Raw genomic sequence first — 26,535 nt, forward strand, 5'->3', positions numbered from 1 at the left:
ATTCTTGTCGGCGGCAAAGCGCACGCCCATTCAAACCTGCTATTTTGGCACAGACTGGCTTAGAATGTATCTTCTTGCGGCCCGTTTATGCCTGGATGCCGCTTTTTCACCCAAAAGGATCTGATTTTCGATGCTGTTCAACCTGAAAAAGTTCTTTGGCGCCCTGCTGATGCCGCTGCCGCTGTTGATGCTGCTGATGGGGCTGGCGCTGCTGCTGCTGTGGTTCACCCGCTGGCAAAAAAGCGGTAAGACGATTTTCACGCTGAGCTGGCTGTTTTTACTGCTTTTCAGCCTGCAACCGGTGGCCGACCGGCTGCTGCGGCCGATCGAAGCCGAATACCAGACTTATCGCGGCAACGATCCGGTCAGCTACATCGTGGTATTGGGCGGGGGCTATACCTACAATCCCGATTGGGCGCCCAGCTCGAACCTGCTCGGCAACAGTCTGCCGCGCGTGACGGAAGGCGTGCGGCTTTATCTTGCGCATCCCGGTGCCAGGATGGTGTTTACCGGCGCGTCCGCCGGACGCATGCAAAGCAACGCCGCCACGGCGGCGCTGGTGGCCGAAAGCCTGGGCGTGCCACGCAGTGATATGGTGATCCTGGGGGAACCGCGCGATACCGAGCAAGAGGCCGCTCAGGTCGCCAAGTTGGTCGGCGAGCAACCCTTCATTCTGGTCACCTCCGCCAACCATCTGCCGCGCGCCATGCGTTTCTTCAAGGCCAAGGGCCTGCACCCGATCCCGGCGCCGGCCAACCAGTTGGCGATCGACTCGCCGCTGAATATCTGGGATCGCGCCACGCCGTCGTCAATGTTCCTCGGCCATACCGAGCGCGCCTGGTATGAAACGCTGGGCAGCCTGTGGCAATGGCTGAAAGGCGCGGACCGCGCTGGCGCCGAGTAAGGCCCGTTCAACCGGCCAGCCAGGGCAGCAGCTGTTGCGACGCATAGTCGAACGGCCGCCGCTCCAGCTTGCCGGTATGGATCAAACGCCCCACCGCTTCCCACACCACGTACAGCCAGCGCCGCGCCAGAAAAGCGTCGGCGACCGGCGCGCGCCGCAGATAGCTGAACAGCAGTTGGCTGGGCATACCCGCCTCGCACAGGCGGAAAAGATCGTATTCGCGTGGCGCCCACAGCACCACGCCGGGATTGAGCATCGCCAGCAGTTGATCGCTTTTGGGATCTTTCAGCATGCTGCGCAGCGACAGGTTGCCGTGCACCAGAACGCAAGGATCGTCGAAGCCGACGAAAAAATGGGTCAGCGCTTCGCGCGTGCGGTACAGCAAACGGCGATCCGCCATGGTCAGCTGCGGGGTGGTGAGATTGACCGCCGTCGCCCACAGCACTTCGACCCGCTGTTGATACCAGCAAAACCAGTCGTTCTCCTGCGTGCTGTCAACGCTGCCGACGCTGCCGTGGCTGTCGATGCGGTGCCAGGCCAATATCCCGTCAACGATCTGCTCCATCAGCATATTCCAGCGATCCGGCGAACGCGTCGGCGCTTCAGCCGACACGCCGCGCAGGCGCTCGATCAGCAGGATTTCCTTGTACGGCGCCTGGTGGGTACACACCACGCCGTACACCGTAGGCAGGCGAATATCCCCGTCGCGCGCCAGCATTGACAGCTTGTACGCCTCCTGCTGGGCGATACCCTGACAGATAAAGCTTTTCGCCATCAGCGGGATCGCGTTGCCCTGCCGATCATACAGCGAATACATATGCGCATAAGGCTGCTCGCTCACCCGCTCCAGCCGGCTGATGGACTCACCCAGCACAATGCTCAGTTCGGCGCGTAACTGCTCCATAAGGCATTCACCTCAGGCTAATAGGGGGATGCGTAACATCATCGAACGGTGAGCGGAAAAATTCTTCAACGCAGATCAACAAAACGGGGATCAATAATGGAGGGTATTACATCGTCGGCGCGTTGCGCGCCGCGCCGACGAACTCAGGCTCAGGGTTGAATGCTGTCGCGCACGCGCTGGAGATCTTCCGGCGTATCGACCCCCACGCTCGGGATCGCTTTCGCGACCGCCACGTGGATTTTTTCACCGTACCACAGCACGCGCAGCTGTTCCAACAGCTCGATCTGCTCCAGCTGGCTCGGCGCCCAGCTGACGTAGCGGCGCACAAAGCCGGCGCGGTACGCGTAGATGCCGATATGACGCAGCAGGCTGTCGCCGATGCTCTCTTTCGACGCGGCGAAACGCTCGCGATCCCACGGAATGGTGGCGCGTGAGAAATAGAGCGCGTAGCCCTGAGCGTCCATCACGACCTTCACCGCGTTGGGGTTGAAAGCCTCTTCGGCGCTCTCGATCGGCACCGCCAGCGTCGCCATACCGGCCTGGCTGCCCGCCAGGTTCTCCGCCACCTGACGCACGATCACCGGTGGGATCAGCGGTTCGTCGCCCTGCACGTTAACGATAATCTGATCGTCGGCAAAGCCGTAGTGCGCGATCACTTCCGCCAGACGCTCGGTGCCGGAATGGTGATCCGGGCTGGTCATACACACTTCGCCGCCAGCGGCTTCCACCGCTTTGGCGACTTCAGGGTGATCGGTCGCCACGATGACGCGGCTGGCGCCGGACTCGCGGGCGCGCTCCATCACGTGCACCACCATCGGCTTGCCGTGAATATCGGCCAGCGGTTTGCCCGGCAAACGGGTTGAGGCGTAGCGGGCGGGAATAATAGCGATAAAACTCATGCGTGCTTCTCATCCAGCGACAGCGCACGCGCTTCATTTTCCAACAGCACCGGAATGCCATCGCGCAGCGGGTAAGCCAACCCGTCCGCTTTGCACACCAGTTCCTGGTTTTCTTTATTGAAATAGAGTTTGCCGTTGCATACCGGGCAGGCAACGATTTCGAGTAAACGGTGGTCCATGCATCCTCCGCTAGGGGATTGGTCATCTGGGAAAGGCAGTGAGGATAGCATAACGCCCGGCCTCAGGTTAATCACCGGCGGCGCCAACCCACCGATATTTCCTCAGCGCGCCGGCGCAACAGCTTGAACTGCGGCGCATCCCGGCGTAGAATTTTGTGATACAAATCACAAAAAGGCCGTGATACGTGATCAAACGTCTGCATAAAATCATCGCTCTGTTCGCTAACTTCAGCCACTGAGCCCCTTTGTAACGAGCGGCGCTGAACTTCGTTTTACCCCACCGACGGCGTCGCTCGTTATCCCACTTCCCAGCCGGCACCCCATTCAGCGGCCAACGCCGCCGGAATGTCGCCCAGCGCGACGCGTTGCGCGCCGTGCCATTTGGCCGTACGCGCGATGGCCTGCCGAATATCCTGGGCCCGCCGTTTGCCAAAGCGCACCCGCGGCTCCGCATGAAAGCTGATGATCTCGAACACCCCCTGGCGGCGGTGCGCCTTGGCGTCAATGCGCCCCACCAGTTCACCCCGATGCAGCACCGGCAAGGTGAAGTAGCCATAGCGGCGTTTTTCTTTCGGCGTATAGCACTCCAGCCGATAGTCAAAGTTGAACAGCTCGAGCGCCCGGCGGCGATCCCAAACCACCGGATCAAACGGCGACAGCAGGCTGGTGACCGTCGATTTCAGCTTGCCCTGTTCCGCCTGCGGCAGCAGTTCCGTCAGTGAGCCATGCACATAGAACTGCCCTTCCAGCCCCTCTACCCGCACCGGCGAAATCTCCCCCTGATCCTGCAGCTCTGCCAACAAAGTTTTTGGCGCCACGCGTTTCAGCCGATAGTAATCCGCCAACCATTCGGCGCGGAAAATGCCCAGATAGCGGCAGGTGCGATGCAACATTTGCCGGCGCGCCCGCTCCGCAGGCAGCGCATGACGCGCATCGTCCCAGGCCGGCAGTAGCCTTTCGGTCAGATCGTAAACCCGGTGGAAGTTGCGACGCTCGGCCACCATCAGCTTGCCGGCGGTAAACAGGATCTCCAGATGCCGTTTCTCCGGTTTCCAGTCCCACCATCCGCTGTTGCCTTTCTTCTCGGCGCTGAAATCGGCGGAGCGCACCGGCCCCTGTTGTTCGATGTGCCGCAGCAGGTTGTCCATCGCCGCCTGGTGCTGCTGCACCCAGTCGGCGGAATATTTCCAGCCCATATCATGCGGCGCCAGCATGCGATGCCGCAGCAGACCAAAATCCTCGATCGGCAGGAAACAGGCTTCGTGCGCCCAATACTCGAACAGCTTGCGGCCGGCGAGCGCCTGCTCCAGCCATTCCGGTTGATAGGCCCCCAAACGGCTGAACAGCACCAGATACGGGCTGCGGGCGACGACGCTAATGGTATCGATTTGTAACAGCCCCATGCGCTGGATCGCGTTCACGACGTCGTCGGGCCGAGCCTGGCGTTTAAGCGGAGAAAGCAGCCCCTGGGCGGCAAGGTGCAACGCGCGAGCGGCGGTAAGGGAAATTATCGGGGTGGTCATCCTGATATCCGTGGCAAGTAGGCAATGGCCTGATAATAGTGGATATCGAGGGATTTATCTTCGCCAGTGCATGCGGGTGGCGACACCGGCACTGGCGAGGAAGGTGGATGCGATCAGAACGCGATAACGTCTGCCGCGGACAGCCCATGTGAGCTGCGATAGATCGAGAACTCGACGTTCTGACCTTCGTTCAACGACTTATTTTTGGTGTTGGCGATAGCGTTGCGATTGACATAGATTTCGTCGCTGCCATCTACCGGTGAAATAAAACCATAGCCTTCGGCCTGATTAAACCATTTCACGCGGCCCATTTTTAACACAGTATTTTTAAACATAACTTATATCCTTTTACTTGAGCATCCTTGACAACGTCATTTTTTATATTGTCTGGACGCTACCAGCCCATCCTAAAGTTTTTCGTAACAAACCTCTCGTGAGCAAAAAATAAAAAACCCGCACTAAGGCGGGCTTGTTGAACTTAATATCTTCCGCATGACTCAGCGCTGACGCATCACCATGGTTGTATTAAGATCTCTTATACGCGTTCCCTGTATTCTTACAGAGCAACTACGTTGGCGGCAGCCGGCCCGCGCGGGCTGTCCTGGATGGTGTACTCGACGCGCTGGCCTTCAGCCAGGGTCTTGAAACCGTCGGTCATGATTGCGGAGAAGTGTACGAATACATCTTTGCCGCCGTCGTTCTGCTCAATGAAACCAAAACCTTTGCTTTCGTTGAACCACTTAACCTGACCAGTCTTCTTAGACATTACATTTACCTTTAAATATATTTACAAAACCTGCCATAAGAGGCAATTGGGGCCGTTTCAGAAACATTACTTATGGGAGGTACTTAGAAGGTTCGTCTTTGAAGCGGAATCGGATGATAACGTTTTTGGAGGAACTGCTTAACTCTAAACTCGAACATAAATAGGTCTGGATTACAGGCCGACTTGCATTTACTCATAAAACTGCTGAATGCACAAGAGGTTTATTGCCTTAAATTCATAAATAAGCCGAATTTATTTTTATCTCCCTGAATATGCATGACTTAATTTAATGGTCGCCGCGGCCGAACCACCGCGTCTCTCCGCTCGCCAGGGCATCTTTTGCCCGTCTGTGCGCTGCAAATGAGAGCTGACGCATAAAACTCTAATATGCTTGCCACGTCTATAACAAATCCCAAACCAGATAGCTAAACTTGAGGGGAAAACAAGGCAGACGGCTTTTTCGCCAGCACTTTTGCCGCTAAAAACACGATTTTTCAGATTATGCTGAATCAAGGAGCTATGCGCATGACCGCCCAGCAGTTCGTTTCACCTAATGAAATCCGCGCCAGATTCTCTCACGCGATGTCGGACATGTATCAAAAGGAGGTGCCGCTGTACGGCGATCTGCTGGAGCTGGTGGCGGAAACCAACCGACAGGTTCTGCGCGAAGATGCCGCACTGGCTCATCAACTGCAAATTACCGGCGAGATAGAACGCCTGGCGATGGAGCGCCACGGCGCCATCCGGGTCGGCACCGCGGACGAGCTGGCCACCCTGCGCCGCCTGTTCCGGGTGATGGGCATGGCGCCGGTCGGTTACTATGACCTGTCGGTGGCGGGCGTTCCGGTGCACTCCACCGCTTTTCGCGCCGTACACGAAGACGCGCTGCAGATCAGCCCTTTCCGCGTGTTCACCTCCCTGCTGCGCCTGGAACTGATAGAAGATCCCGCGCTGCGTGCGCTGGCCGAGCGCTTGCTGGCGCGCCGCCGCATCTTTACCGATCGCGCGCTGGAACTGATCGCGCTGCAGGAAGCGCAAGGCGGGCTGAATGAAGTGCAGGCGCAAGAATTTGTCGAACAAGCGCTGGAAACCTTCCGCTGGCACAACCAGGCGACGGTCAGCGCCGAAGAATACCGGCAGCTGCACGATCAGCATCGCCTGATCGCCGACGTGGTGGCGTTTAAAGGGCCGCATATCAACCATCTGACACCGCGCACGCTGGATATCGATCGCGTTCAGCAGGCGATGCCCGGCCGCGGCATTACGCCCAAGGCGGTCATCGAGGGCCCGCCGCGCCGCCGTCGCGCGATCCTGCTGCGCCAAACCAGCTTCAAGGCGTTGGAAGAACGCGTCGATTTCGTTGAGCATGACGGCCGTGCCGTCGCCGGCCACCATACCGCGCGCTTCGGCGAGATCGAACAGCGCGGTGTGGCGCTGACGACGAAAGGACGAGAACTCTACGACCGTCTGCTGCAGGCCACCAACGATGCGCTGCAGGGGCCGCCGAGCGAGAAGAATGCCGAGCGCTACTATCAACTGCTGGAGGAAAACTTCCGGGCGTTTCCGGATGATTACGCCACGCTGCGCGAGCAACAGCTGGCCTGGTTCCGCTATTTCCCGACCGAATGCGGCCTGGCGGCCAAAGAGTCGCTGGATAAGCACAGCACTCTGGAGCAACTGATCGAGAAAGAACACGTTCGCTTCCAGCCGCTGGTGTATGAAGATTTTCTGCCGGTCAGCGCCGCGGGGATTTTCCAGTCGAATCTGGGGGACAGCCGCCACGCGCAGTACAACGCCGCTTCCAGCCGGGCAGCGTTTGAACAAGCGTTGGGCAGTGAGGTGATCGACGAGCTGGCGCTGTATCAGCAAACCCAGCAGCGTTCGCTGGAAGCCTGCGCGCAAGCCCTGGGGCTTGCCACGCTGACATCCTGAGGTTACTTGGTCAGCAGAGATTCGATATCCTGCAGCAGTTGCTCAGCCTGAGCGGACGGTAGCACCGCATCAACCGGCAAATACCACCAATTGGGCTGGGCAAAGGCGCGACATTTCACCGCGTCCTTCTCCGTCATCAACAGCGTTTGATCGGCAGCAACCAGCGCCGCCAGCTGCGCCTGCTGATATTCCTGATGATCGGCAAACGCCACTTCCTGCACCACCTCGACGTTCAGTTTTTCCAACGTCGCGAAGAAACGCGGCGGATGGCCGATGCCCGCCATCGCTACCACGCGCGGCAGCTCGGCCGCCGGGCGACGTTCACCGCTCAGCAGGTTCACCGCATCACGCGCCTGCAGGCGCATGGCAATTTCCCCGACCTGCGCCACGCCGCCATTGGCGACGCGCGCATTGACACTGCCAAGCCGCGCAGCACGCTCGCGCATCGGCCCGGCCGGCAACCACCAGCCGTTGCCGAAGCGACGCACGCCGTCGATGACCACCAGCTCGAAGTCACGCTGTAAAGCATAGTGCTGCAAGCCATCGTCGGTGACGATCGCATCCAGCGGCTGTTGTTGCAGCAAGGCCTGCACCGCCTCTGCTCGCTTGGGCGCGATCGCCACAGGCGCACCGGTCCGCTGATAAATCAGCACCGGCTCATCGCCCGCCTCGCGGGTCGAGGTATTCTGATTGAGCACCAGGGGATAGACCGCCGACTTACCGCCGTAACCGCGTGACACCACACCAACGCGATAGCCCCGCTGCTGCAGGTGTTCCACCAGCCAGATCACCATCGGCGTTTTGCCGTTGCCGCCGGCGGTGAGGTTGCCCACCACCACCACCGGCACCGGCGAACGCCAGCTTTTGCGCAGGCCACAGCGGTAGCTGAGGCGGATCAGCCAGCTGAACAGGCCATACAGCCAGGAGAGCGGTAACAGCGCCAGATAAAGCAGCGAACCGCCGGACCAAATGCGCTCAATCATTATTGACCAAACTGCATGCGGTGCAGTTGCGCATAGGCGCCCTGCCGTTCAAGCAACTCGGCGTGCTCGCCGCGTTCGACGATGCGACCGTCCTCCACCACCAGGATCTCGTCCGCCTTCTCAATCGTCGACAGACGGTGTGCGATCACCAGCGAAGTACGGTCTTTCTGCAGCTCGTCCAGTGCGGCCTGAATGGCACGCTCGGATTCGGTATCCAGCGCAGAAGTCGCCTCATCCAGGATCAGGATCGGGCAATCGCGCAGCAAAGCACGCGCGATGGCGATGCGCTGACGTTGGCCGCCGGACAGCATCACGCCGTTTTCACCGATCACCGTATCCAGGCCGTTTTCCATCTTGTTGATGAAGTCCATCGCGTACGCCATTTCGGCCGCTTTCTCAATCTGCTCGCGGCTGTATTCGCTCTCGCGCGCATAGGCGATGTTGTTGGCGATGGTATCGTTGAACAGGTGCACGTTTTGCGAGACCAGCGCCACCTGATTACGCAGTGAGGCCAGGGTATATTCACGTAGATCGTGGCCATCCATCAGGATTTCGCCATCCTGAATATCGTAGAAGCGCGTCAGCAGGTTGGCGATGGTGGATTTACCCGAACCCGAGCGGCCCACCAACGCCACAGTCTTGCCTTCGGCGATTTTCAGGTTGATATCACGTAGCGCCGGCGTTTCTTTAGCCGGATAGTAGAAGGTGACGTTGCGGAATTCGATGTCGCCTTTCGCACGCTTCACTTCGCGGGTGCCGGTGTCTTTTTCCTGTTCCATATCCAAGATGGAGAACAGCGTCTGGCAGGCCGCCATCCCACGCTGGAACTGGGCATTGACGTTGGTCAGCGACTTCAGCGGACGCATCAGCGCGATCATTGACGAGAACACCACGGTAATGGTGCCGGCGGTCAGTGTTTCCATCACGCTCGGGAAGCTGGCGGCAAACAGCACGAACGCCAGGGCCAGCGAAGCGATCAGCTGAATGATCGGATCGGAAATGGAAGACGCAGAGACCAGTTTCATGCCCTGTTGACGCATGCGGTTGCTCACCGAGTTAAAGCGCTCGGTTTCCACCTGCTGGCCACCGAAGATCAGCACTTCTTTATGGCCTTTCAGCATCTGTTCGGCGCTGGTGGTCACCTGCCCCATGGTGTTCTGCATGTTCTTGCTGATGTTGCGAAAACGCTTGGACACCAGGCGAATGGCGATGGAGACGATCGGCGCCAGCACGATCAGGATCACCGACAGCTGCCAGCTGTAGTAGAACATCATGATGAACAGGCCAATGATCGAGGCCCCTTCGCGCACCACTGTCACCAGCGCGCTGGAAGAAGAAGACGCCACCTGCTCGGAATCATAGGTAATGCGCGACAACAACGTCCCGGTGGATTGCTGATCGAAGAAGGCCACCGGCATTCTCATCATGTGGCCAAACAGGCGGCGGCGCATCTGCATCACCACCATGCCGGAAACCCAGGAAATGCAGTAGCTTGAAACAAAGCTGGTCACGCCGCGCATCAGCATCAGCGCAATCACCGCCAGCGGCATCCACACCAGCACGCTGCTGTCGGTTTTTCCAAACCCATCGTCCAATAACGGTTTAAGCAGAGACAGCATCAGCGTGTCCCCCGCTGCGTTCATAATCAACGCAATGGCGGCCACAATCAGCCCGGTCTTAAAAGGAGTGATCATCGGCCAGAGTCGACGGAACGTCTGCCAGGTCGAGAGATCTTTATCATTCATCATGCAAATACCAGCATCGGAAGAAATAGCGGCCTATTTTACTCATTATCGCCCTCTACGCCAAACCGCTGATGGTACCAACGGGGCATTAATTGTTCGCGAAAGCCTTTAATTTGCCAATCGTTGTCGAAAAAAAGCACCGACAACTGGCCGGAGCGCGTCGTATCGTGCCATGTAATGCCATTTGCCCGATATCGGGCGACCACTTTACGCGCCGGCAAACGCCATTTACCGTAACGAGATGCGGACGCCAGCGCAGCTTCGGGATTAACCGCGCGCAAAAAAGGCGGTGTTGAGGAAGTTTTGCTGCCATGGTGCCCCACCTGCAATACCGTGGCCGTTAAGCGGTCGCGCCGCAATCGGAGCAGCTGCGCCTCCGCCCTCTTTTCCGCATCGCCGGTGAGCAGCAGACTGTATTTCCCGTCGTCGATACGGATCACACAAGAGTCGTCATTAACCGGCCTTTTGAGCATTTTCGGCGGCCACAGCACCTCGAATTGCAACGACTGCCAGCGCCAACGCTCGCCGGCGATGCAGGGTAAATGCCCTTCCCCGCGTATCGGGCTGCGCACGGTAGCTTGCGGGAACGCTCGCCGCATCGTCGGGAGCCCGCCGATATGATCGAGATGAATATGGCTGATAATGATCTGCTCCAGCTCAATGCCCCGCCAGTTCAGCATCGGCAATATATGCCGTTCTGCGGCACTGCCTGTCGCCCAACGATCGCCGGTGTCGTACAGTATCCCCTTGCCGTTTTGCTCGATCACCACCGCCAGGCCGTGCCCGACATCGAGCATGTCGACGCGCCAATGGTAATCCGGTGCTTTACCTCGCCATAACACGCAGCATATGGCTATCGCTGCCAGTCCAGGCGCATAGCGCCACCACCAATGAAAGCGCCAACAGATAACGAGAAGCCATCCCGACGCGCTGGCAAGCAACGAGGCGGCCCCCAAATCCACCCAACCGCGCTGCAGATAATTTAACGGCACAAACACCCATCCCAACGTGAAATCCGCCAACCACCAAAGCCCGTAACTTAGCGAGGGGAAGATGCCGCAAATCAACGCCAGCAAAATCAACGGCACCGTCACCAATGAGACGATGGGCACCGCCCAGAGATTGGCCGGCAGCGAGGTCAACGTCAGGCCCAGAAACAGCGCGGCCTGCATCGGCACCAACAGCAACGTCATGCCTAGCTGAATATGCAGCCAGCGCACCGGAGCCCAATACCACGCCGAACGAAATCGCTCGCCGAGCGGTGCCCACTCGAACCAAAAAATCAGGCACCCCACCGCCAGTACCGACAACCAGAAACTGTCTGACAAGACCGCCAACGGATCGCACAGCAAAATAAGCCCGATGCACCACAGCCACACTTGCCATGAAGAGCAATGCACGCCGCGCAAACGCAGCAGCATCCACAGCGTCATCGCCAACGCGGTACGCACCGCCGGCGGCTGGGCGCCCACCAACCAAACATAGATCAGCGTCGCCACCCAGCCCGCGATCAACGGAAAGCGATAACCAATCAGATGGGCGGGGAGGAAAAACTGCAGCGCGCGCAGCACTGCCCAGAACAAAATGGCGACCATCGCAACATGTAACCCCGATATGGCCATCAGATGAGCGATACCGGTTTTCAACATCAGCGTGCGCAAAGCCTGTTCGAGCGCGGTTCTTTCCCCAAACGCCAACGCCAGCAACACCGCCTTGTAACGCAATTCACCAATGTTGGCTTCAGCATGGCTGATAATGCGCTGGCGCAGGCCGCAATTCTCCTCCAGCAAGCGCGCCTGCCTGACCTGAGCGGTCAACGGCTGGCGCTGTGCGATCGCCCAACGCTGGCTGTCGAAGCCTCCTTCATTGAGCTTGCCATGCACCGGCCGCATGCGCAGTTTCAATTGCCAACGCTGCCCGGCACACAGCCGTTGCTCTTTCGAAGCCCATGTCGTGGTAAACGCCAGCGCAGGCGCCAGCCAATGGCCGTCGACCCGCTCGATGCGCATCAGGGTCTGCTTACTGACGGCAGGCTCCAGTGCGACGCTGCTTATCTGCACCACCGCCGTCACTTCCGGCACGCGGCTTAAGCGATCCATTTGCCCGAGCAGGCTTCCGGCGTTGAAAACTGCCCATATGAATCCCAATCCCAGGCAGGCCAAATAACGGCAGAACGGCCAACGGGTGCGCAACAGTAAACCGGCGACCAGCAGCATCGGCCACAGCAACCATTGCTCTGGCAACTGCGGTAAAAGCAGCAGCGGCAGGATGCCGCAGATAACGGCGAATATCACCAGATCCAGCGAAATTTTGATCGTTCTTCTCCCATCGGCTTCACCATGAGCAAAAATGCGTCACGAAGAGCAAGCAGGATTATTCAAGCGACATGTCGCCGCCAGCGGGCTTTAGTGAGGATGCGGCGAGCACGGCAGGATAAGAGAGGCATATGCAGCCGCCACACCGCAAATGCGGCGCGGTACGCAATTCACAAGCAGAGCTCGGGGAATTGCAGGCGAAAAAAAACGGCGCCTTAAAGGCACCGTTTTATATTCTTTACAAGCAACAACGCTATGGGCAGTCAGCGACTAGCCATAGATATTGGCGCGATCACGCAACTCTTTGCCTGGTTTGAAGTGAGGAACGTACTTGCCGTCCAGCTCGACTTTGTCGCCGGTTTTAGGGTTGCGGCCTACACGCGGGGCACGGTAGTGAAGAGAAAAACTGCCGAATCCGCGGATCTCAATGCGTTCGCCCTCGGCCAGCGTTGCGGCCATGTGCTCAAGCATCTCTTTCACTGCATCCTCAACGGCCTTCGCCGGAATATGAGATTGCTGGCCAGCAAGTCTTTCAATAAGTTCAGACTTGGTCATAGTACCTCCAAGCTTTGCAGCTAAACTACCGTATCGGGGCGGTCAGAGACCGCCCCCCGTCATTACTCGCCTTTAGCCGCTTTGAAAGCTTCAGCCATTGCGTTAGAGAAGTTGCCTTCTTCCTGTTTGTTGTTAACAGTTGCGATGGCGTCTTTCTCGTCAGCTTCGTCCTTAGCACGTACGGACAGGCTTACAACGCGGTTCTTACGGTCAACGCCGGTGAATTTGGCTTCAACTTCGTCACCTACGTTCAGAACCAGAGTTGCATCTTCAATGCGGTCGCGAGAGGCTTCAGATGCACGCAGGTAACCTTCTACGCCGCCTGCCAATTCAACTGTAGCACCTTTGGCGTCAACTGCAGTGACTTTACCAGTAACAATAGCACCTTTCTTGTTCATAGACAGGTAGTTATTGAACGGGTCTTCAGCCAGCTGCTTCACGCCCAGGGAGATACGCTCGCGCTCTGCGTCAACTTGCAGAACAACCGCTGCGATTTCGTCGCCTTTCTTGTATTCACGAACTGCTTCTTCGCCTGCAACGTTCCAGGAGATGTCAGACAGGTGAACCAGGCCGTCGATGCCGCCGTCCAGGCCGATGAAGATACCGAAGTCAGTGATAGACTTGATTTTACCTTCAACGCGGTCGCCCTTGTTGTGGGTTTCTGCGAACTGCTGCCATGGGTTGGATTTGCACTGCTTCAGGCCCAGGGAGATACGACGACGTTCTTCATCGATGTCCAGAACCATCACTTCCACTACGTCGCCCACGTTAACAACTTTGGACGGATGGATGTTTTTGTTGGTCCAATCCATTTCAGAAACGTGTACCAGACCTTCAACGCCTTCTTCGATTTCTACGAAGCAGCCGTAATCAGTCAGGTTGGTTACACGACCAGTCAGCTTGGTGCCTTCTGGGTAACGTTTCGCGATAGCAACCCATGGATCTTCGCCCAGCTGTTTCAGGCCCAGGGATACACGAGTACGCTCGCGGTCGAACTTCAGCACTTTAACAGTGATTTCATCGCCAACGTTGACGATTTCGCTTGGGTGCTTAACGCGTTTCCAAGCCATGTCAGTGATGTGCAGCAGGCCGTCTACGCCGCCCAGATCAACGAATGCACCGTAGTCAGTGAGGTTCTTAACGATACCTTTAACTTCCATGCCTTCCTGCAGGTTTTCCAGCAGTTGATCGCGCTCAGCGCTGTTCTCGGATTCGATAACCGCACGGCGAGAAACGACAACGTTGTTGCGCTTCTGATCCAGCTTGATGACTTTGAACTCAAGCTCTTTGCCTTCCAGGTGCAGAGTGTCACGTACCGGACGCACGTCAACCAGGGAACCTGGCAGGAACGCGCGGATGCCGTTCAGCTCGACGGTGAAGCCACCCTTCACTTTGCCGTTGATAACACCGGTTACAGTCTCAGCTTCTTCGTAAGCTTTTTCCAGCGTGATCCAAGCTTCGTGACGCTTAGCTTTCTCACGGGACAGCAGGGTTTCACCGAAGCCGTCTTCAACAGCATCCAGAGCAACGTCAACTTCGTCACCAACCTGGATTTCCAGCTCGCCCTGGGCGTTTTTGAATTGCTCAGCCGGGATGGCAGACTCAGATTTCAGACCGGCGTCAACCAGTACGATATCTTTGTCGATAGCAACAACGACGCCACGAACGATGGAACCCGGGCGGGTTTCGATTTCTTTTAAGGATTCTTCAAAGAGTTGAGCGAAAGATTCAGTCATGTTGTTAATCTTCAGGGTTCTTTAGTTTAACGTCCATTTAGCGTCCCGCCGAATGGGGTTGTTTCACATACCCCGCCATTGGCTCCATGCCGACAGGGTTTAAGGTTACAGGGGTAAAATTTTACCCGATATATTGCGATACCGCTATGACAAATATGACAAAAAGCCAATAGCGCCGCCGCGCTTATTGCTGCGGCAACGCCAACACTTTCTGTGCATACGTCAACGCCTGCCTGATCACTTCTTCGATCGACATGCTGGTAGAATCCAGCACGAGGGCGTCAGAAGCGGGCACCAGAGGCGCGATAGGCCGATTACGGTCACGGTCGTCCCGTTCCTTTATCTCGGCTAAAAGACGTTCAAAGTTAACATTAAAGCCCTTCTCCTGCAACTGCAGCATGCGGCGGTGCGCGCGCTCCTCCGAGCTGGCGTCGAGGAAAATCTTGACCGGCGCGTCCGGAAACACCACCGTGCCCATGTCGCGGCCATCGGCAATCAGGCCGGGCGCCTCGCGGAATGCGCGCTGGCGGCGCAGCAGCGCCTCGCGCACGCGCGGAAACGCCGCCGCTTGCGACGCGGTGTTGCCGACGGTTTCGGTGCGGATCTCATTGCTGACGTCCTCACCTTCCAAAATCACCTGCAGCTTGCCGTCCTGGGCAACGAAGCGAACATCGAGATGTGCGGCCAGCGGAACCAGCGCTTCCTCAGAAGTGATATCCACCTGATGATGCAACGCTGCCAGCGCCAGCACGCGATAGATCGCGCCGGAGTCCAGCAAACGCCAACCCAGAGACTCGGCCAACGCTTTACACAGCGTGCCTTTGCCTGCGCCACTTGGTCCATCAACGGTTATCACCGGGGCTGTAGCCGTCATTTCTCTCTCCTTCAGGTAGAAAACCTCACAGAGACACGGCGTGCTTCGACTCGAAGCCCGTGCGCTCTGTCACCTGCCCAATCAGGGGCAAATACGGTGGCGTATTATACGCTGCCCTACGGCGATCTGTTACCCTGGAACTGTCCGGTTGTTGAAAATAAGCGCACAACCGCGAAAAAGTATAGAAGAAATGCCGGCCGCCAAAGGTTAAAAACGATAAAGGCCCACAAAGGGGCCTTAAAATAAACGATTTGACGGGTTACGCCGGCTGGCTGATGCGGGCCAACTGTTCGAAATAGTCCGGGAAGGTTTTCGCGGTGCATTTCGGATCGAGAATGGTAACCGGTGTATCCGACAGCGCCACCAGCGAGAAACACATCGCCATGCGGTGATCGTTGTAGGTGCCGATCTCGGCGAACTGCAGTTTGGCCGGCGGCACGACGTGAATGTAGTCTTCCCCTTCGTCCACTTCCGCCCCCACTTTACGCAGCTCGGTGGCCATCGCCGCCAAACGGTCGGTCTCCTTCACCCGCCAGTTGTAGATATTGCGGATGGTGGTCGGCCCCTCGGCGAACAGCGCCGCGGTGGCGATGGTCATCGCCGCGTCCGGAATGTGGTTCATGTCCATGTCGATGCCGCGCAGTTCACCGCGGCTGCACTCGATGAAATCGTCGCCCCAGGTAATACGCGCGCCCATTTTCTCCAGCACGTCGGCAAACCTGGTGTCGCCCTGCACGCTTTTGCGGCCGATGCCGGTCACGCGCACGGTGCCGCCCTTGATAGCCGCCGCCGCCAGGAAGTAAGAAGCGGAAGACGCGTCGCCCTCAACCAGGTAATCGCCCGGCGCGATATACGTCTGGCGCCCTTGGATATGGAACACCCGATAGTTGTCGTGGCTCACCGATACGCCGAAGGTGCGCATCAGATGCAGCGTGATGTCGATGTACGGCTTGGAAACCAGCTCGCCCTTGATGTGGATCTGCGTATCCTGCGGCGCCAGCGGCGCAGTCATCAGCAACGCGGTCAGGAACTGGCTGGAGACGCTGCCGTCAACGGTGACGTCGCCGCCCTGGAAGCCGCCACGCAGGCGGATCGGCGGGTAATCGGTCTGCTCGAGGTAATCAATCTGCGCCCCGCCCTGGCGCAGCGCGTCCACCAGATGGCCGATCGGGCGCTCTTTCATGCGCGGTTCGCCGGTCAGCACCACGTCGCCTTCGCCGAGGCACAGCGCCGCCGCCAATGGGCGCATCGCCGTCCCGGCATTGCCGAGGAACAGTTCCAGCGGCCGTTCGGCCACCAGCGGGCCGGCCACGCCGGTCACTTCGCACAGGGTGCGATCGGCGGAAAGCTGGTAGTTCACGCCCAACGCCTGCAGCGCGTTCAGCATATGACGCACGTCGTCGCTGTCCAGCAGGTTGGTCAGCCGGGTCGTGCCTTTCGCCAGCGCCGCCAGCAGCAGAGCGCGGTTAGAAACGCTCTTCGAGCCGGGTAAGTTGACGGTGCCATTGACCAGGGCGACCGGTTGTAACGTCAGGGAATCCACCATGTGAACAAAACTCTCCAATTCTGATAAACGAAACGGCTCCGGAATAATGCCGGAGCCGCTTTAATGCAAAAGGACAACAGCCTGAGGCAGCCCGCGCCTGGCGGGCTGACGGAATCAACCGTGACGACGTTCGAAGTCGGCCATGAAATCGGTCAGCGCCTGCACGCCGGCCAGCGGCATGGCATTGTAAATAGAAGCGCGCATGCCGCCAACTACCCGGTGGCCTTTCAGCGCCTGCAGGCCGATGGCCTCGGCTTCGCTGAGGAACACTTTGTCCAGCGCCGCATCGGCCAGTTGGAACGGCACGTTCATCCACGAACGGTTGGCGATCGCCACCTGGCTGCGGTAGAAGTCGGATTTATCGATGGTCGCGTACAGCAGCTCGGCCTTGGCCTGATTGCGTTTTTGCATCTCCACCAGGCCGCCCTGCTCTTTCAGCCATTTGAACACCAGCCCGGAGAGGTACCAGGCGAAGGTCGGCGGGGTGTTGAACATCGAGTCGTTCTCGGCCAGCACGGTGTAATCGAGGATCGACGGCACTTCTTTGCGCGCCTTGCCCAAAAGATCGTCGCGCACGATCACCAGCGTCAGGCCAGCCGGGCCGATGTTTTTCTGCGCGCCGGCGTAAATCACGCCGAAGCGGCTGACGTCAAGCGGGCGGGACAGGATGGTCGAGGAGTAATCGCCGATCACCACCTTGTCGCCGAAGTCCGGCGTTTCATCGATGGCCACGCCGTCGATGGTCTCATTCGGGCAATAGTGCACGTAAGCCGCGTCGTCGCTGAGCTGCCACTCTTTCATCGGCTTGATGCCGCTCAGGCCGTCGATGCGGGTTTTCACGTCGATGACGTTCGGGGCGCAATACTTTTCCGCTTCCTTGATGGCGCTGTGCGCCCAATAGCCGCCGTCGATATAGTCGGCGGTGGCCTTGTCGCCCAGCAGGTTCAGCGGCAGCGCCGCGAACTGCGCGCGGGCGCCGCCGTGGCAAAACAGCACTTTATAGTTGGAGGGGACTTTCAGCAGATCGCGCAGATCCTGTTCCGCCTGCTCGGCAACGGCGATGAATTCTTTGCTGCGGTGACTGATCTCCATCACTGACGTGCCCAGCCCATGCCAGTTGCACAGTTCCTGTTCCGCACGACGCAACACTTCCACCGGCAGCATCGCCGGGCCAGAGCTAAAATTATAAACCTGAGTCATTTCCCCTCACCACATTCACTGTTCGCCGCAGAAAAGCGACCTGTCGAAAAGACGCCCGAAGTTAACGCTCGCGTTAACCAACCCATCGGTTTTATCACTCACGCCCCATGGCTGCAACGCTTATTCGCCCGTCGGCGGCAAACGGCCGCGCCGGGTGATGACAGGCTCTGCGGCCGTCGCGATTGTTTGGACGATAAAACCCTGTGACATGGGGAAATTCAGCGGGTTAACGCGGTGTTTTATGCTGTATTCAGCCAAGATGGCTGCGAGAGCCCGGCCGGCCCCCGCAGGAGAGAAAACGATCAGTACTGATTGAACATCTGCTGGATCTGCTTCGCGTCTTTGGTTTGCGTCAGCGCCAGCTGCAGCAGTATGCGCGCTTTTTGCGGATTCAGCGTGCCGGCGGCCACAAAGCCGTACTTGGCGTCGTCCACTTCCGCATCTTCGGTGGTGGCGCCGGTCGGCACGCGCGATGAGCGCACCACCGCCACACCATTGTGCGCCGCCGTCGCCAGGGTGTCGAACACGGTTTTATACAGGTTGCCGTTGCCGACCCCGGCGCTGACGATGCCCTGGTAGCCTTCGGCGATCAGCGCCTTGGCCGGCGCATCGGAGGCGTTGGCATAGTTGTAGATGATGCCGACCTTCGGCAATTCGTTCAGCTTGCTGACGTCGAACGGCGTATCCCGGGTATGCTTACGCTGCGGCGAGCGCTGGTAATCGATCTTGCCGTTGTGGATATACCCCAGCGGGCCGTAGTTCGGCGACTGGAAGGTCTGCACGGCGGTGGTGTTGATCTTGGTGACGTCGCGCGCGTCCAGCACGGTGTCGTTCATCGCCACCAGCACCCCGCGGTTGGCCGATTGCGGATCCGCCGCCGTCACCACCGCGTTGTACAGATTGAACGGGCCGTCGGCGCTCATCGCCGTCGCCGGCCGCATCGCCCCTACCAGCACCACCGGCTTGTCGCATTTCACCGTCAAATCGAGGAAATAGGCCGTCTCCTCCAGCGTATCGGTGCCGTGGGTGATGACGAAGCCGTCGGTCTTGCCGCAGTCGGCGTCAATTTTCTTCGCCAGCGTCAGCCAGACCTGATCGTTCATGTCCTGCGAGCCGATGTTCACCACCTGCTCCCCCTGCACGTTGGCGACGTTCTTCAGCTCCGGCACCGCATCGACCAGCGCCTCGACGCCCAGCTTGCCCGCGGTATAGTTGGATTTCGTCGCCGAATCGCCGCCGCCGGCGATAGTGCCGCCGGTCGCCAGCAGGGTGATGTTGGGCAGCGCCAGCGCCGAGGCGCTGAAGCCGATCAACAAGAGGGTTAACGCGCTGAGTTTCACTGATTTCATTAGATTTCTCCGTGACAGATAACTCGCTGAATTATGGCCCCTATCCTTAAAAAAACTGTGACTTTGCCGCCGCTTTAGGAATACGTGGAGCTCCAGCGTAAAACCCCGTATCATTGCGCGTTTTTAGTACGCGCAAAAAGTGAAGACAATGACGCAAACTTTTATCCCCGGTAAAGACGCCGCCCTGGAAGACTCCATCGCCCGTTTCCAGCAGAAACTGAGCGATCTCGGTTTCAACATCGAAGAAGCCTCCTGGCTGAACCCGGTGCCGCACGTGTGGTCGGTGCACATTCGCGATCGCGATTGCCCGCTGTGCTTCACCAACGGCAAAGGCGCCAGCAAAAAAGCCGCGCTGGCCTCCGCGCTGGGTGAATATTTCGAGCGCCTGTCCACCAACTACTTCTTCGCCGATTTCTATCTGGGCCGGCAGATCGCCGAAGGCGACTTCGTGCACTACCCGAATGAGAAATGGTTCCCGATCCCTGAAGACGACGCGCTGCCGGCCGGCATCCTCGACGAACGCCTGCACGCCTTCTACGATCCGCAGCAAGAGCTGAGCGCCAGCGATCTGGTCGATCTGCAATCCGGCAACGCCGATCGCGGCGTGTGCGCGCTGCCGTTTACCCGCCAGTCCGACCAGCAAACCGTGTACATCCCGATGAACATCATCGGCAACCTGTATGTTTCCAACGGCATGTCCGCCGGCAACACCGCCAACGAAGCGCGCGTGCAGGGCCTGTCGGAAGTGTTTGAGCGCTATGTGAAAAACCGCATCATCGCCGAATCCATCAGCCTGCCGGCGATCCCGGACGAAGTGCTGAACCGCTACCCGGGCGTGGTGGAAGCCATCGCCAAACTGGAAGAGGAAGGTTTCCCGATCCTCTCCTATGACGCCTCGCTGGGCGGCAACTACCCGGTGATCTGCGTGGTGCTGTTCAACCCGACCAACGGCACCTGCTTCGCCTCGTTCGGCGCGCACCCGGACTTCGGCGTGGCGCTGGAGCGCACGGTAACCGAACTGCTGCAGGGCCGCAGCCTGAAAGATCTCGACGTGTTCACCGCGCCGACCTTCGATGACGAAGAAGTGGCGGAACACACCAACCTGGAAACGCACTTCATCGACTCCAGCGGCCTGATCTCCTGGGATCTGTTCAAACAGGACGCGGATTACCCGTTCGTTGACTGGAACTTCAGCGGCAGCACGCAGGAAGAGTTCGCCACCCTGATGAGCATCTTCGACAAGGAAGACGCGGAAGTGTACATCGCCGACTACGAGCACCTGGGCGTCTACGCTTGCCGCATCATCGTGCCGGGCATGTCCGACATTTATCCGGCGGAAGACCTGCTGCTGGCCAACAACAGCATGGGCGCGCACCTGCGCGACACGCTGCTGGCGCTGCCGGGCAGCGAGTGGGAGCCGGAAGAATACCTGGCGCTGATCGAGCAGTTGGACGACGAAGGGCTGGACGATTTCACCCGCGTACGCGAACTGTTGGGCATTGCCAGCGGCAAAGACAACGCCTGGCATACCCTGCGCGTGGGCGAGCTGAAGGCGATGCTGGCGCTGGCGGGCGGCGATCTGGATCAGGCACTGATCTGGACCGAATGGACGCAGGATTTCAACGCCTCGGTGCTGAGCCCGGCGCGCAGCAACTACTACCGCTGCCTGCAAACGCTGCTGCTGCTGGCGCAGGAGCCTGAACGCGAAGCGGCGCAATACTATACCGCGTTCGTGAAGATGTATGGCCAGGAAGCGGTCGACGCCGCCTCCGCCGCCATCAGCGGTGAAGAACGCTTCAACGGGCTGTTCGCCGTCGATGCCGATCTGAAGGCGCTGCCGGCCCATCAGGCGCTGCTGGCGGCCTACGAGAAGCTGCAGGCGGCCAAACGCCGCCACTGGGTCAAAGCCTAAGCGTCATCAGGGGTACTGCCACTTTGGGAGTACCCCTGTTGCCAAACGCCGCACTCCGTTGCGGCGTTTTCATTTTTGCGGTTTATTTCAACGCATTCGGTTTTATTTTTTCGCCGGAAAATAGGCGGTTAAACGACCATAAAAATAAATAAACCGTCAATTGTTGCCGGACGGTGAAATAATAATTAACCGATAATTAAACTTTCAGCGCTGCGCGGCGACAAAACGCCTAAAAATTTAACTTTAGCGCCTGCGGCCCACCCTGCACATTCAAAAAAATTTGCAAACATTAAAAAATTGTTTTATCTTAAAAATCAATAAATTAACCACAAAAACCACACAAAAAACACGTCATTTTGCCGCTCTACTTCCCCGCCTTATGATCCAAATCAAATTTTCCCCTATACTGCTTTGCTAGTATCTCATTGCGTTGTTTTAACCCTTAAGAGCGAGAGTTAGTTTGAAAACTGACAGCCCCTTCGATCTGATTTTACCTGCGGCAACGGCGAAAATCGCTGAAGATGCCGGCGTGTATAAAGCCACCAAACATCCGCTGAAAACGTTTTATTTGGCGATCACCGCCGGTGTCTTCATTTCCATCGCCTTCGTCTTCTACATCACGGCGACCACCGGCACCGCCGGCGTGCCTTTCGGGCTGGCGAAACTGGTCGGCGGCATCTGCTTCTCTCTCGGGTTAATGCTGGTGGTGGTGTCGGGCGCCGACCTGTTCACCTCTACCGTGCTCATCGTCATCGCCAAGGCCAGCGGCCGCATCAGCTGGGGCCAGCTGGGCGCCAACTGGCTGAACGTTTATCTCGGCAATCTGGTCGGCGCGCTGTTCTTCGTGGCGCTGATCTGGTTCTCCGGCGAGTATATGGTCGCCAACGGCCAGTGGGGCCTGAATGTCCTGCAAACCGCAGACCACAAGCTGCATCACACCTTTATCGAAGCCGTGTGCCTCGGCATTCTGGCTAACCTGATGGTCTGCCTGGCGGTCTGGATGAGCTACTCCGGCCGCACCCTGACCGACAAGATGCTCGCCATGGTGCTGCCGGTCGGGATGTTTGTCGCCAGCGGCTTCGAGCACAGCATCGCCAACATGTTTATGATCCCTATGGGCATCGTGGTCAAACACTTCGCCACGCCGGAATTCTGGCAAGCCGTAGGGGCGGTACCTGAGCAATTCGCTCATCTGACAGTAAGCAACTTCATCATCGACAACCTGATTCCGGTTACCATCGGCAACATCATCGGTGGCGGTCTGCTGGTTGGGTTGACTTACTGGGTAATTTATCTGCGCGGGGGGCGCGAACAGCACTAAGCTGTGAGTTACCGCGCGCAGAGTTAGAAATCCACAATCAAAGGTAGGTGTACAATGACCGAACTTAACGAGAAATTAGCCAACGCTTGGGAAGGTTTCAGCAAGGGTGACTGGCAGAATGAAGTCAACGTTCGTGACTTCATCCAGAAAAACTACACGCCTTATGAAGGTGACGAGTCCTTCCTGGCTGGGGCAACTCAGGCCACCACCACCTTGTGGGACAAGGTTATGGAAGGGATCAAACTGGAAAACCGCACTCACGCGCCGGTTGATTTCGACACCAACGTTGCTTCAACCATCGTTTCTCACGACGCGGGTTACATCGCCAAAGAGCTGGAAACCATCGTGGGTCTGCAGACCGACGCCCCTCTGAAACGCGCGCTGATCCCGTTCGGCGGCATCAAAATGGTCGAAGGTTCGTGCAAAGTGTACGGCCGCGAGCTGGATCCGCAGCTGAAAAAAGTGTTCACCGAATACCGTAAAACCCACAACCAGGGCGTATTCGACGTTTACACCAAAGACATCCTGAACTGCCGTAAATCCGGCGTGCTGACCGGCCTGCCGGACGCCTACGGCCGCGGCCGCATCATCGGCGACTACCGCCGCGTGGCGCTGTACGGTATCGACTTCCTGATGGCCGACAAGCTGAACCAGTTCAAATCGCTGCAGGAAAAACTGGAAAACGGCGAAGATCTGGAAATGACCATCCAGCTGCGCGAAGAGATCGCTGAACAGCACCGCGCTCTGGCTCAGATCAAAGAGATGGCCGCCAAATACGGCTACGACATCTCCGGCCCGGCCACCAGCGCGCAAGAAGCGGTGCAGTGGACCTACTTCGGCTACCTGGCCGCGGTAAAATCCCAGAACGGCGCCGCCATGTCCTTCGGCCGCGTGTCCACCTTCCTCGACGTGTTCATCGAGCGCGACATCAAGGCGGGCAAACTGACCGAAGAACAAGCGCAGGAACTGATCGACCACCTGGTGATGAAACTGCGTATGGTGCGCTTCCTGCGTACCCCTGAGTACGATGAGCTGTTCTCCGGCGACCCAATCTGGGCGACAGAATCCCTGGCCGGTATGGGCGTCGACGGCCGCACCCTGGTCACCAAAAACAGCTTCCGCTTCCTGAACACCCTGTACACCATGGGGCCGTCTCCGGAGCCGAACATGACCATCCTGTGGTCTGAGAAGCTGCCGCTGAACTTCAAAAAATTCGCGGCGAAAGTGTCCATCGACACCTCTTCCGTTCAGTACGAAAACGACGACCTGATGCGCCCTGACTTCAACAACGATGACTACGCCATCGCTTGCTGCGTCAGCCCGATGATCGTCGGCAAACAAATGCAGTTCTTCGGCGCCCGCGCCAACCTGGCGAAAACCATGCTGTACGCCATCAACGGCGGCGTTGACGAAAAACTGAAAATGCAGGTCGGCCCTAAAGAAGCGCCGATGATGGACGAAGTGCTGGACTATGACAAAGTCATGGCGCGCATGGACCACTTTATGGATTGGCTGGCCAAGCAGTACGTGACCGCGCTGAACATCATTCACTACATGCACGACAAGTACAGCTACGAAGCTGCGCTGATGGCGCTGCATGACCGTGACGTTTATCGCACCATGGCTTGCGGCATCGCCGGCCTGTCCGTGGCGGCCGACTCCCTGTCTGCCATCAAGTACGCGAAAGTCACCACCATTCGCGACGAAGACGGCCTGGCCATCGACTTCAAAGTGGAAGGCGAGTACCCGCAGTTCGGTAACAACGACGCCCGCGTCGATGACATCGCCTGCGACCTGGTGGAACGTTTCATGAAGAAAATTCAGAAACTGCGCACCTACCGCAACGCGGTACCGACCCAGTCCGTACTGACCATCACCTCCAACGTGGTGTACGGTAAGAAAACCGGTAACACCCCGGATGGCCGCCGCGCAGGCGCACCGTTCGGCCCTGGCGCCAACCCAATGCATGGCCGCGACCAGAAAGGCGCAGTAGCCTCCCTGACCTCGGTAGCCAAACTGCCGTTTGCCTACGCGAAAGACGGGATCTCCTACACCTTCTCCATCGTGCCTAACGCGCTGGGTAAAGACGACGACGTGCGTAAAGCCAACCTGGCGGGCCTGATGGATGGTTACTTCCACCATGAAGCCTCCATCGAAGGCGGCCAGCACCTGAACGTCAACGTGATGAACCGCGAAATGCTGCTGGACGCGATGGAAAACCCTGAGAAATACCCTCAGCTGACCATCCGCGTTTCCGGTTACGCCGTGCGCTTCAACTCGCTGACCAAAGAGCAACAGCAGGACGTGATTACTCGTACCTTCACTCAAACGATGTAATACGCCGGCCGGGCGGGAAACCGCTCGGCACCAACGCAGGGGCCGGTTTTGCCGGCCCTTTTCTCCCACCGCTCTCCCCTGACTCTGTACGAGTCTGTTTTGCCGGACATCTATACTGAATGGATAGCCGGCAAAACAGTTATCCGGCAACTGACCGGCCGACAGGCATCATTACCCCGGTGGCGGTTCCACCCGCTGCTGCATCGCAGATACCTGGCCGGCGGCCACGCGCCTATTTTTAGACTGCGTTTGACAGTCAATATTGGAGAAAACCCCGCAATGTCAGCAATTGGTCGCATCCACTCCTTCGAATCCTGCGGCACCGTCGATGGGCCCGGGATCCGCTTTATCGTCTTCTTCCAGGGCTGCCTGATGCGCTGCCTCTATTGCCATAACCGCGACACCTGGGACACCCACGGCGGCAAGGAAGTGACCGTCGAAGAGCTGATGAAAGACGCGGTGGCTTACCGCCACTTCATGAACGCCTCCGGCGGCGGCGTGACCGCGTCCGGCGGCGAGGCGATCCTGCAGGCTGAATTCGTGCGCGACTGGTTCCGCGCCTGCCACGCCGAAGGCATCAATACCTGCCTGGACACCAATGGCTTTGTGCGCCGCTACGATCCGGTGATCGACGAGCTGCTGGACACCACCGATCTGGTGATGCTGGATCTGAAACAGATGAACGACGAGATCCACCAGAACCTGGTCGGCGTCTCCAATCACCGCACGCTGGAATTCGCCCGCTACCTGGCGAAACGCAACCAGCGCACCTGGATCCGCTACGTGGTGGTGCCGGGCTGGTCAGACGACGATAAGTCGGCGCACCTGCTGGGCGAGTTCACCAAAGACATGACCAACATCGAGAAAATCGAGCTGCTGCCCTACCACGAGCTGGGCAAGCACAAATGGATAGCGATGGGGGAAGAGTACAAGCTGGACGGCGTGCACCCGCCGAAAGCCGAGACCATGGATCGCGTCAAAGGCATCCTGGAAAGCTACGGCCACAAAGTGATTTACTGATTACATTATTCTTGCTTGCCAGGGATTAGCTATTATCCTCTGGCAAGCAAATCGCCCTTAGAGGGACTTTGTTCTGGGCAAAGAATTCCCCTAAGTTGTTAGCCTGAATATTACCTTATCCGCAGATCTGATGCGTTAAGTGTAAACTCTTCATCTATCCCTAATTTTTCCATTATAGCAGGTAAAACCTGGTGAATTATTCTCATCCCGACTAAAAGCTCATTCATATATATATCGGGATGGATACGTGATGAGTTAACGCCAAGACTCTCAGCTTCAGCCTCATGTCCCAATTGATCACTAGAATCATATACCATGCCTAAAAGTTCAGCTTTTAGAGGAATTCCATTTCGGAATGCTTTCTCTTTCACAAGAGTGAGCCACTCCTCGTAATCTTGTTCAATACGGTGTCTAAACTTCCCAAAATTCGGTGCGAACTCTGGGTCTATATCTATCTTAGTAGCGGCAAGAAACATTAAGCACGGTTCTATATTCACAGCTGGTGTATCAAATAGCTCTAACTCATCATCATTTA

21 protein-coding genes and 1 pseudogene are annotated in these 26,535 nt (G+C 58.0%); 6 read left to right on the forward strand and 16 right to left on the reverse strand.

What is annotated here, in order from left to right:
- The first annotated feature begins 130 nt into the window (after positions 1–130).
- Entirely contained in the window at positions 131–904 is a 774-nt protein-coding gene (elyC, locus tag ACJ8IN_RS17160) for an envelope biogenesis factor ElyC (protein WP_033654239.1), read from the forward strand.
- A 7-nt stretch (positions 905–911) separates the two neighbouring features.
- Here elyC and ACJ8IN_RS17165 read toward each other — a convergent pair whose 3' ends face one another.
- The 6 genes from ACJ8IN_RS17165 to cspE all read right to left on the reverse strand — a co-directional run bounded on the left by ACJ8IN_RS17165 (position 912) and on the right by cspE (position 5,175).
- Positions 912–1,808, reverse strand: coding sequence for a YcbJ family phosphotransferase (locus ACJ8IN_RS17165; RefSeq protein WP_308325576.1), 897 nt, complete (start codon positions 1,806–1,808; stop codon positions 912–914).
- A 149-nt stretch (positions 1,809–1,957) separates the two neighbouring features.
- Positions 1,958–2,707: a 3-deoxy-manno-octulosonate cytidylyltransferase gene (gene kdsB, locus ACJ8IN_RS17170; protein WP_004928235.1), complete on the reverse strand. Its 750-nt coding sequence runs from the start codon at positions 2,705–2,707 to the stop codon at positions 1,958–1,960.
- Positions 2,704–2,886: a Trm112 family protein gene (locus ACJ8IN_RS17175; protein ID WP_004928237.1), complete on the reverse strand. Its 183-nt coding sequence runs from the start codon at positions 2,884–2,886 to the stop codon at positions 2,704–2,706. Before ACJ8IN_RS17175 ends, kdsB begins: the two co-directional genes overlap by 4 nt.
- 296 nt (positions 2,887–3,182) lie before the next feature.
- Positions 3,183–4,409 (reverse strand): winged helix-turn-helix domain-containing protein, encoded by a 1,227-nt coding sequence (locus tag ACJ8IN_RS17180; RefSeq protein WP_197846669.1) that lies wholly within the window; start codon positions 4,407–4,409, stop codon positions 3,183–3,185.
- Positions 4,410–4,522: 113 nt separating this feature from the next.
- Complete coding sequence (locus tag ACJ8IN_RS17185; protein ID WP_004928241.1) at positions 4,523–4,744, reverse strand: cold-shock protein; 222 nt, start codon at positions 4,742–4,744, stop codon at positions 4,523–4,525.
- A gap of 221 nt (positions 4,745–4,965) precedes the next feature.
- A complete protein-coding gene (gene cspE / locus ACJ8IN_RS17190; RefSeq protein WP_019454537.1) occupies positions 4,966–5,175 on the reverse strand; it encodes a transcription antiterminator/RNA stability regulator CspE in 210 nt (69 codons plus the stop codon).
- 525 nt (positions 5,176–5,700) lie between these two features.
- Here cspE and hglS point away from each other — a divergent pair.
- A complete protein-coding gene (gene hglS / locus ACJ8IN_RS17195; protein ID WP_033637856.1) occupies positions 5,701–7,107 on the forward strand; it encodes a 2-oxoadipate dioxygenase/decarboxylase HglS in 1,407 nt (468 codons plus the stop codon).
- Between the two features lie 2 nt (positions 7,108–7,109).
- Here hglS and lpxK read toward each other — a convergent pair whose 3' ends face one another.
- The 9 genes from lpxK to ansB all read right to left on the reverse strand — a co-directional run bounded on the left by lpxK (position 7,110) and on the right by ansB (position 19,410).
- The gene (lpxK, locus tag ACJ8IN_RS17200) at positions 7,110–8,090 is read right to left on the reverse strand and encodes a tetraacyldisaccharide 4'-kinase (RefSeq protein WP_308325575.1); all 981 of its coding nucleotides are present in this window, start codon (positions 8,088–8,090) and stop codon (positions 7,110–7,112) included.
- The gene (gene msbA / locus ACJ8IN_RS17205) at positions 8,090–9,838 is read right to left on the reverse strand and encodes a lipid A ABC transporter ATP-binding protein/permease MsbA (RefSeq protein WP_308325574.1); all 1,749 of its coding nucleotides are present in this window, start codon (positions 9,836–9,838) and stop codon (positions 8,090–8,092) included. The genes lpxK and msbA overlap by 1 nt, the downstream gene beginning before the upstream one ends.
- Before the next feature lie 35 nt (positions 9,839–9,873).
- Positions 9,874–12,150 carry a ComEC family protein gene (locus ACJ8IN_RS17210; protein WP_373275761.1) on the reverse strand — a complete coding sequence of 759 codons (2,277 nt, stop codon included), beginning with the start codon at positions 12,148–12,150 and terminating at the stop codon, positions 9,874–9,876.
- Between the two features lie 270 nt (positions 12,151–12,420).
- Positions 12,421–12,705 (reverse strand): integration host factor subunit beta, encoded by a 285-nt coding sequence (gene ihfB, locus ACJ8IN_RS17215; RefSeq protein WP_004928264.1) that lies wholly within the window; start codon positions 12,703–12,705, stop codon positions 12,421–12,423.
- Between the two features lie 62 nt (positions 12,706–12,767).
- Positions 12,768–14,441, reverse strand: coding sequence for a 30S ribosomal protein S1 (gene rpsA, locus ACJ8IN_RS17220; RefSeq protein ID WP_004928267.1), 1,674 nt, complete (start codon positions 14,439–14,441; stop codon positions 12,768–12,770).
- Between the two features lie 184 nt (positions 14,442–14,625).
- Positions 14,626–15,315 carry a (d)CMP kinase gene (gene cmk / locus ACJ8IN_RS17225; protein WP_004928270.1) on the reverse strand — a complete coding sequence of 230 codons (690 nt, stop codon included), beginning with the start codon at positions 15,313–15,315 and terminating at the stop codon, positions 14,626–14,628.
- A gap of 259 nt (positions 15,316–15,574) precedes the next feature.
- Positions 15,575–16,861 (reverse strand): 3-phosphoshikimate 1-carboxyvinyltransferase, encoded by a 1,287-nt coding sequence (gene aroA, locus ACJ8IN_RS17230; RefSeq protein WP_033637854.1) that lies wholly within the window; start codon positions 16,859–16,861, stop codon positions 15,575–15,577.
- A gap of 114 nt (positions 16,862–16,975) precedes the next feature.
- Entirely contained in the window at positions 16,976–18,061 is a 1,086-nt protein-coding gene (gene serC / locus ACJ8IN_RS17235; protein ID WP_033637853.1) for a 3-phosphoserine/phosphohydroxythreonine transaminase, read from the reverse strand.
- A gap of 302 nt (positions 18,062–18,363) precedes the next feature.
- A complete protein-coding gene (gene ansB, locus ACJ8IN_RS17240; RefSeq protein ID WP_308325573.1) occupies positions 18,364–19,410 on the reverse strand; it encodes an L-asparaginase 2 in 1,047 nt (348 codons plus the stop codon).
- Positions 19,411–19,558: 148 nt separating this feature from the next.
- Between ansB and ycaO the strand changes: the two genes are divergently transcribed.
- The 4 genes from ycaO to pflA all read left to right on the forward strand — a co-directional run bounded on the left by ycaO (position 19,559) and on the right by pflA (position 26,000).
- On the forward strand, positions 19,559–21,322 hold the full coding sequence (gene ycaO, locus ACJ8IN_RS17245) for a 30S ribosomal protein S12 methylthiotransferase accessory factor YcaO (RefSeq protein WP_197778710.1): 1,764 nt from the start codon (positions 19,559–19,561) through the stop codon (positions 21,320–21,322).
- Between the two features lie 460 nt (positions 21,323–21,782).
- On the forward strand, positions 21,783–22,643 hold the full coding sequence (focA, locus tag ACJ8IN_RS17250) for a formate transporter FocA (protein ID WP_019454548.1): 861 nt from the start codon (positions 21,783–21,785) through the stop codon (positions 22,641–22,643).
- Positions 22,644–22,697: 54 nt separating this feature from the next.
- Complete coding sequence (pflB, locus tag ACJ8IN_RS17255) at positions 22,698–24,980, forward strand: formate C-acetyltransferase (protein WP_004928286.1); 2,283 nt, start codon at positions 22,698–22,700, stop codon at positions 24,978–24,980.
- Between the two features lie 279 nt (positions 24,981–25,259).
- Positions 25,260–26,000: a pyruvate formate lyase 1-activating protein gene (pflA, locus tag ACJ8IN_RS17260; protein ID WP_033637850.1), complete on the forward strand. Its 741-nt coding sequence runs from the start codon at positions 25,260–25,262 to the stop codon at positions 25,998–26,000.
- A 110-nt stretch (positions 26,001–26,110) separates the two neighbouring features.
- Here the strand turns inward: pflA and ACJ8IN_RS17265 are convergent.
- Positions 26,111–26,535, reverse strand: a pseudogene (locus ACJ8IN_RS17265) (XRE family transcriptional regulator); the annotation flags it as partial.

Origin of the sequence: Serratia sp. CY31944, from assembly GCF_052169175.1 — a bacterium.
GTDB classification, from domain to species: domain Bacteria; phylum Pseudomonadota; class Gammaproteobacteria; order Enterobacterales; family Enterobacteriaceae; genus Serratia; species Serratia sarumanii.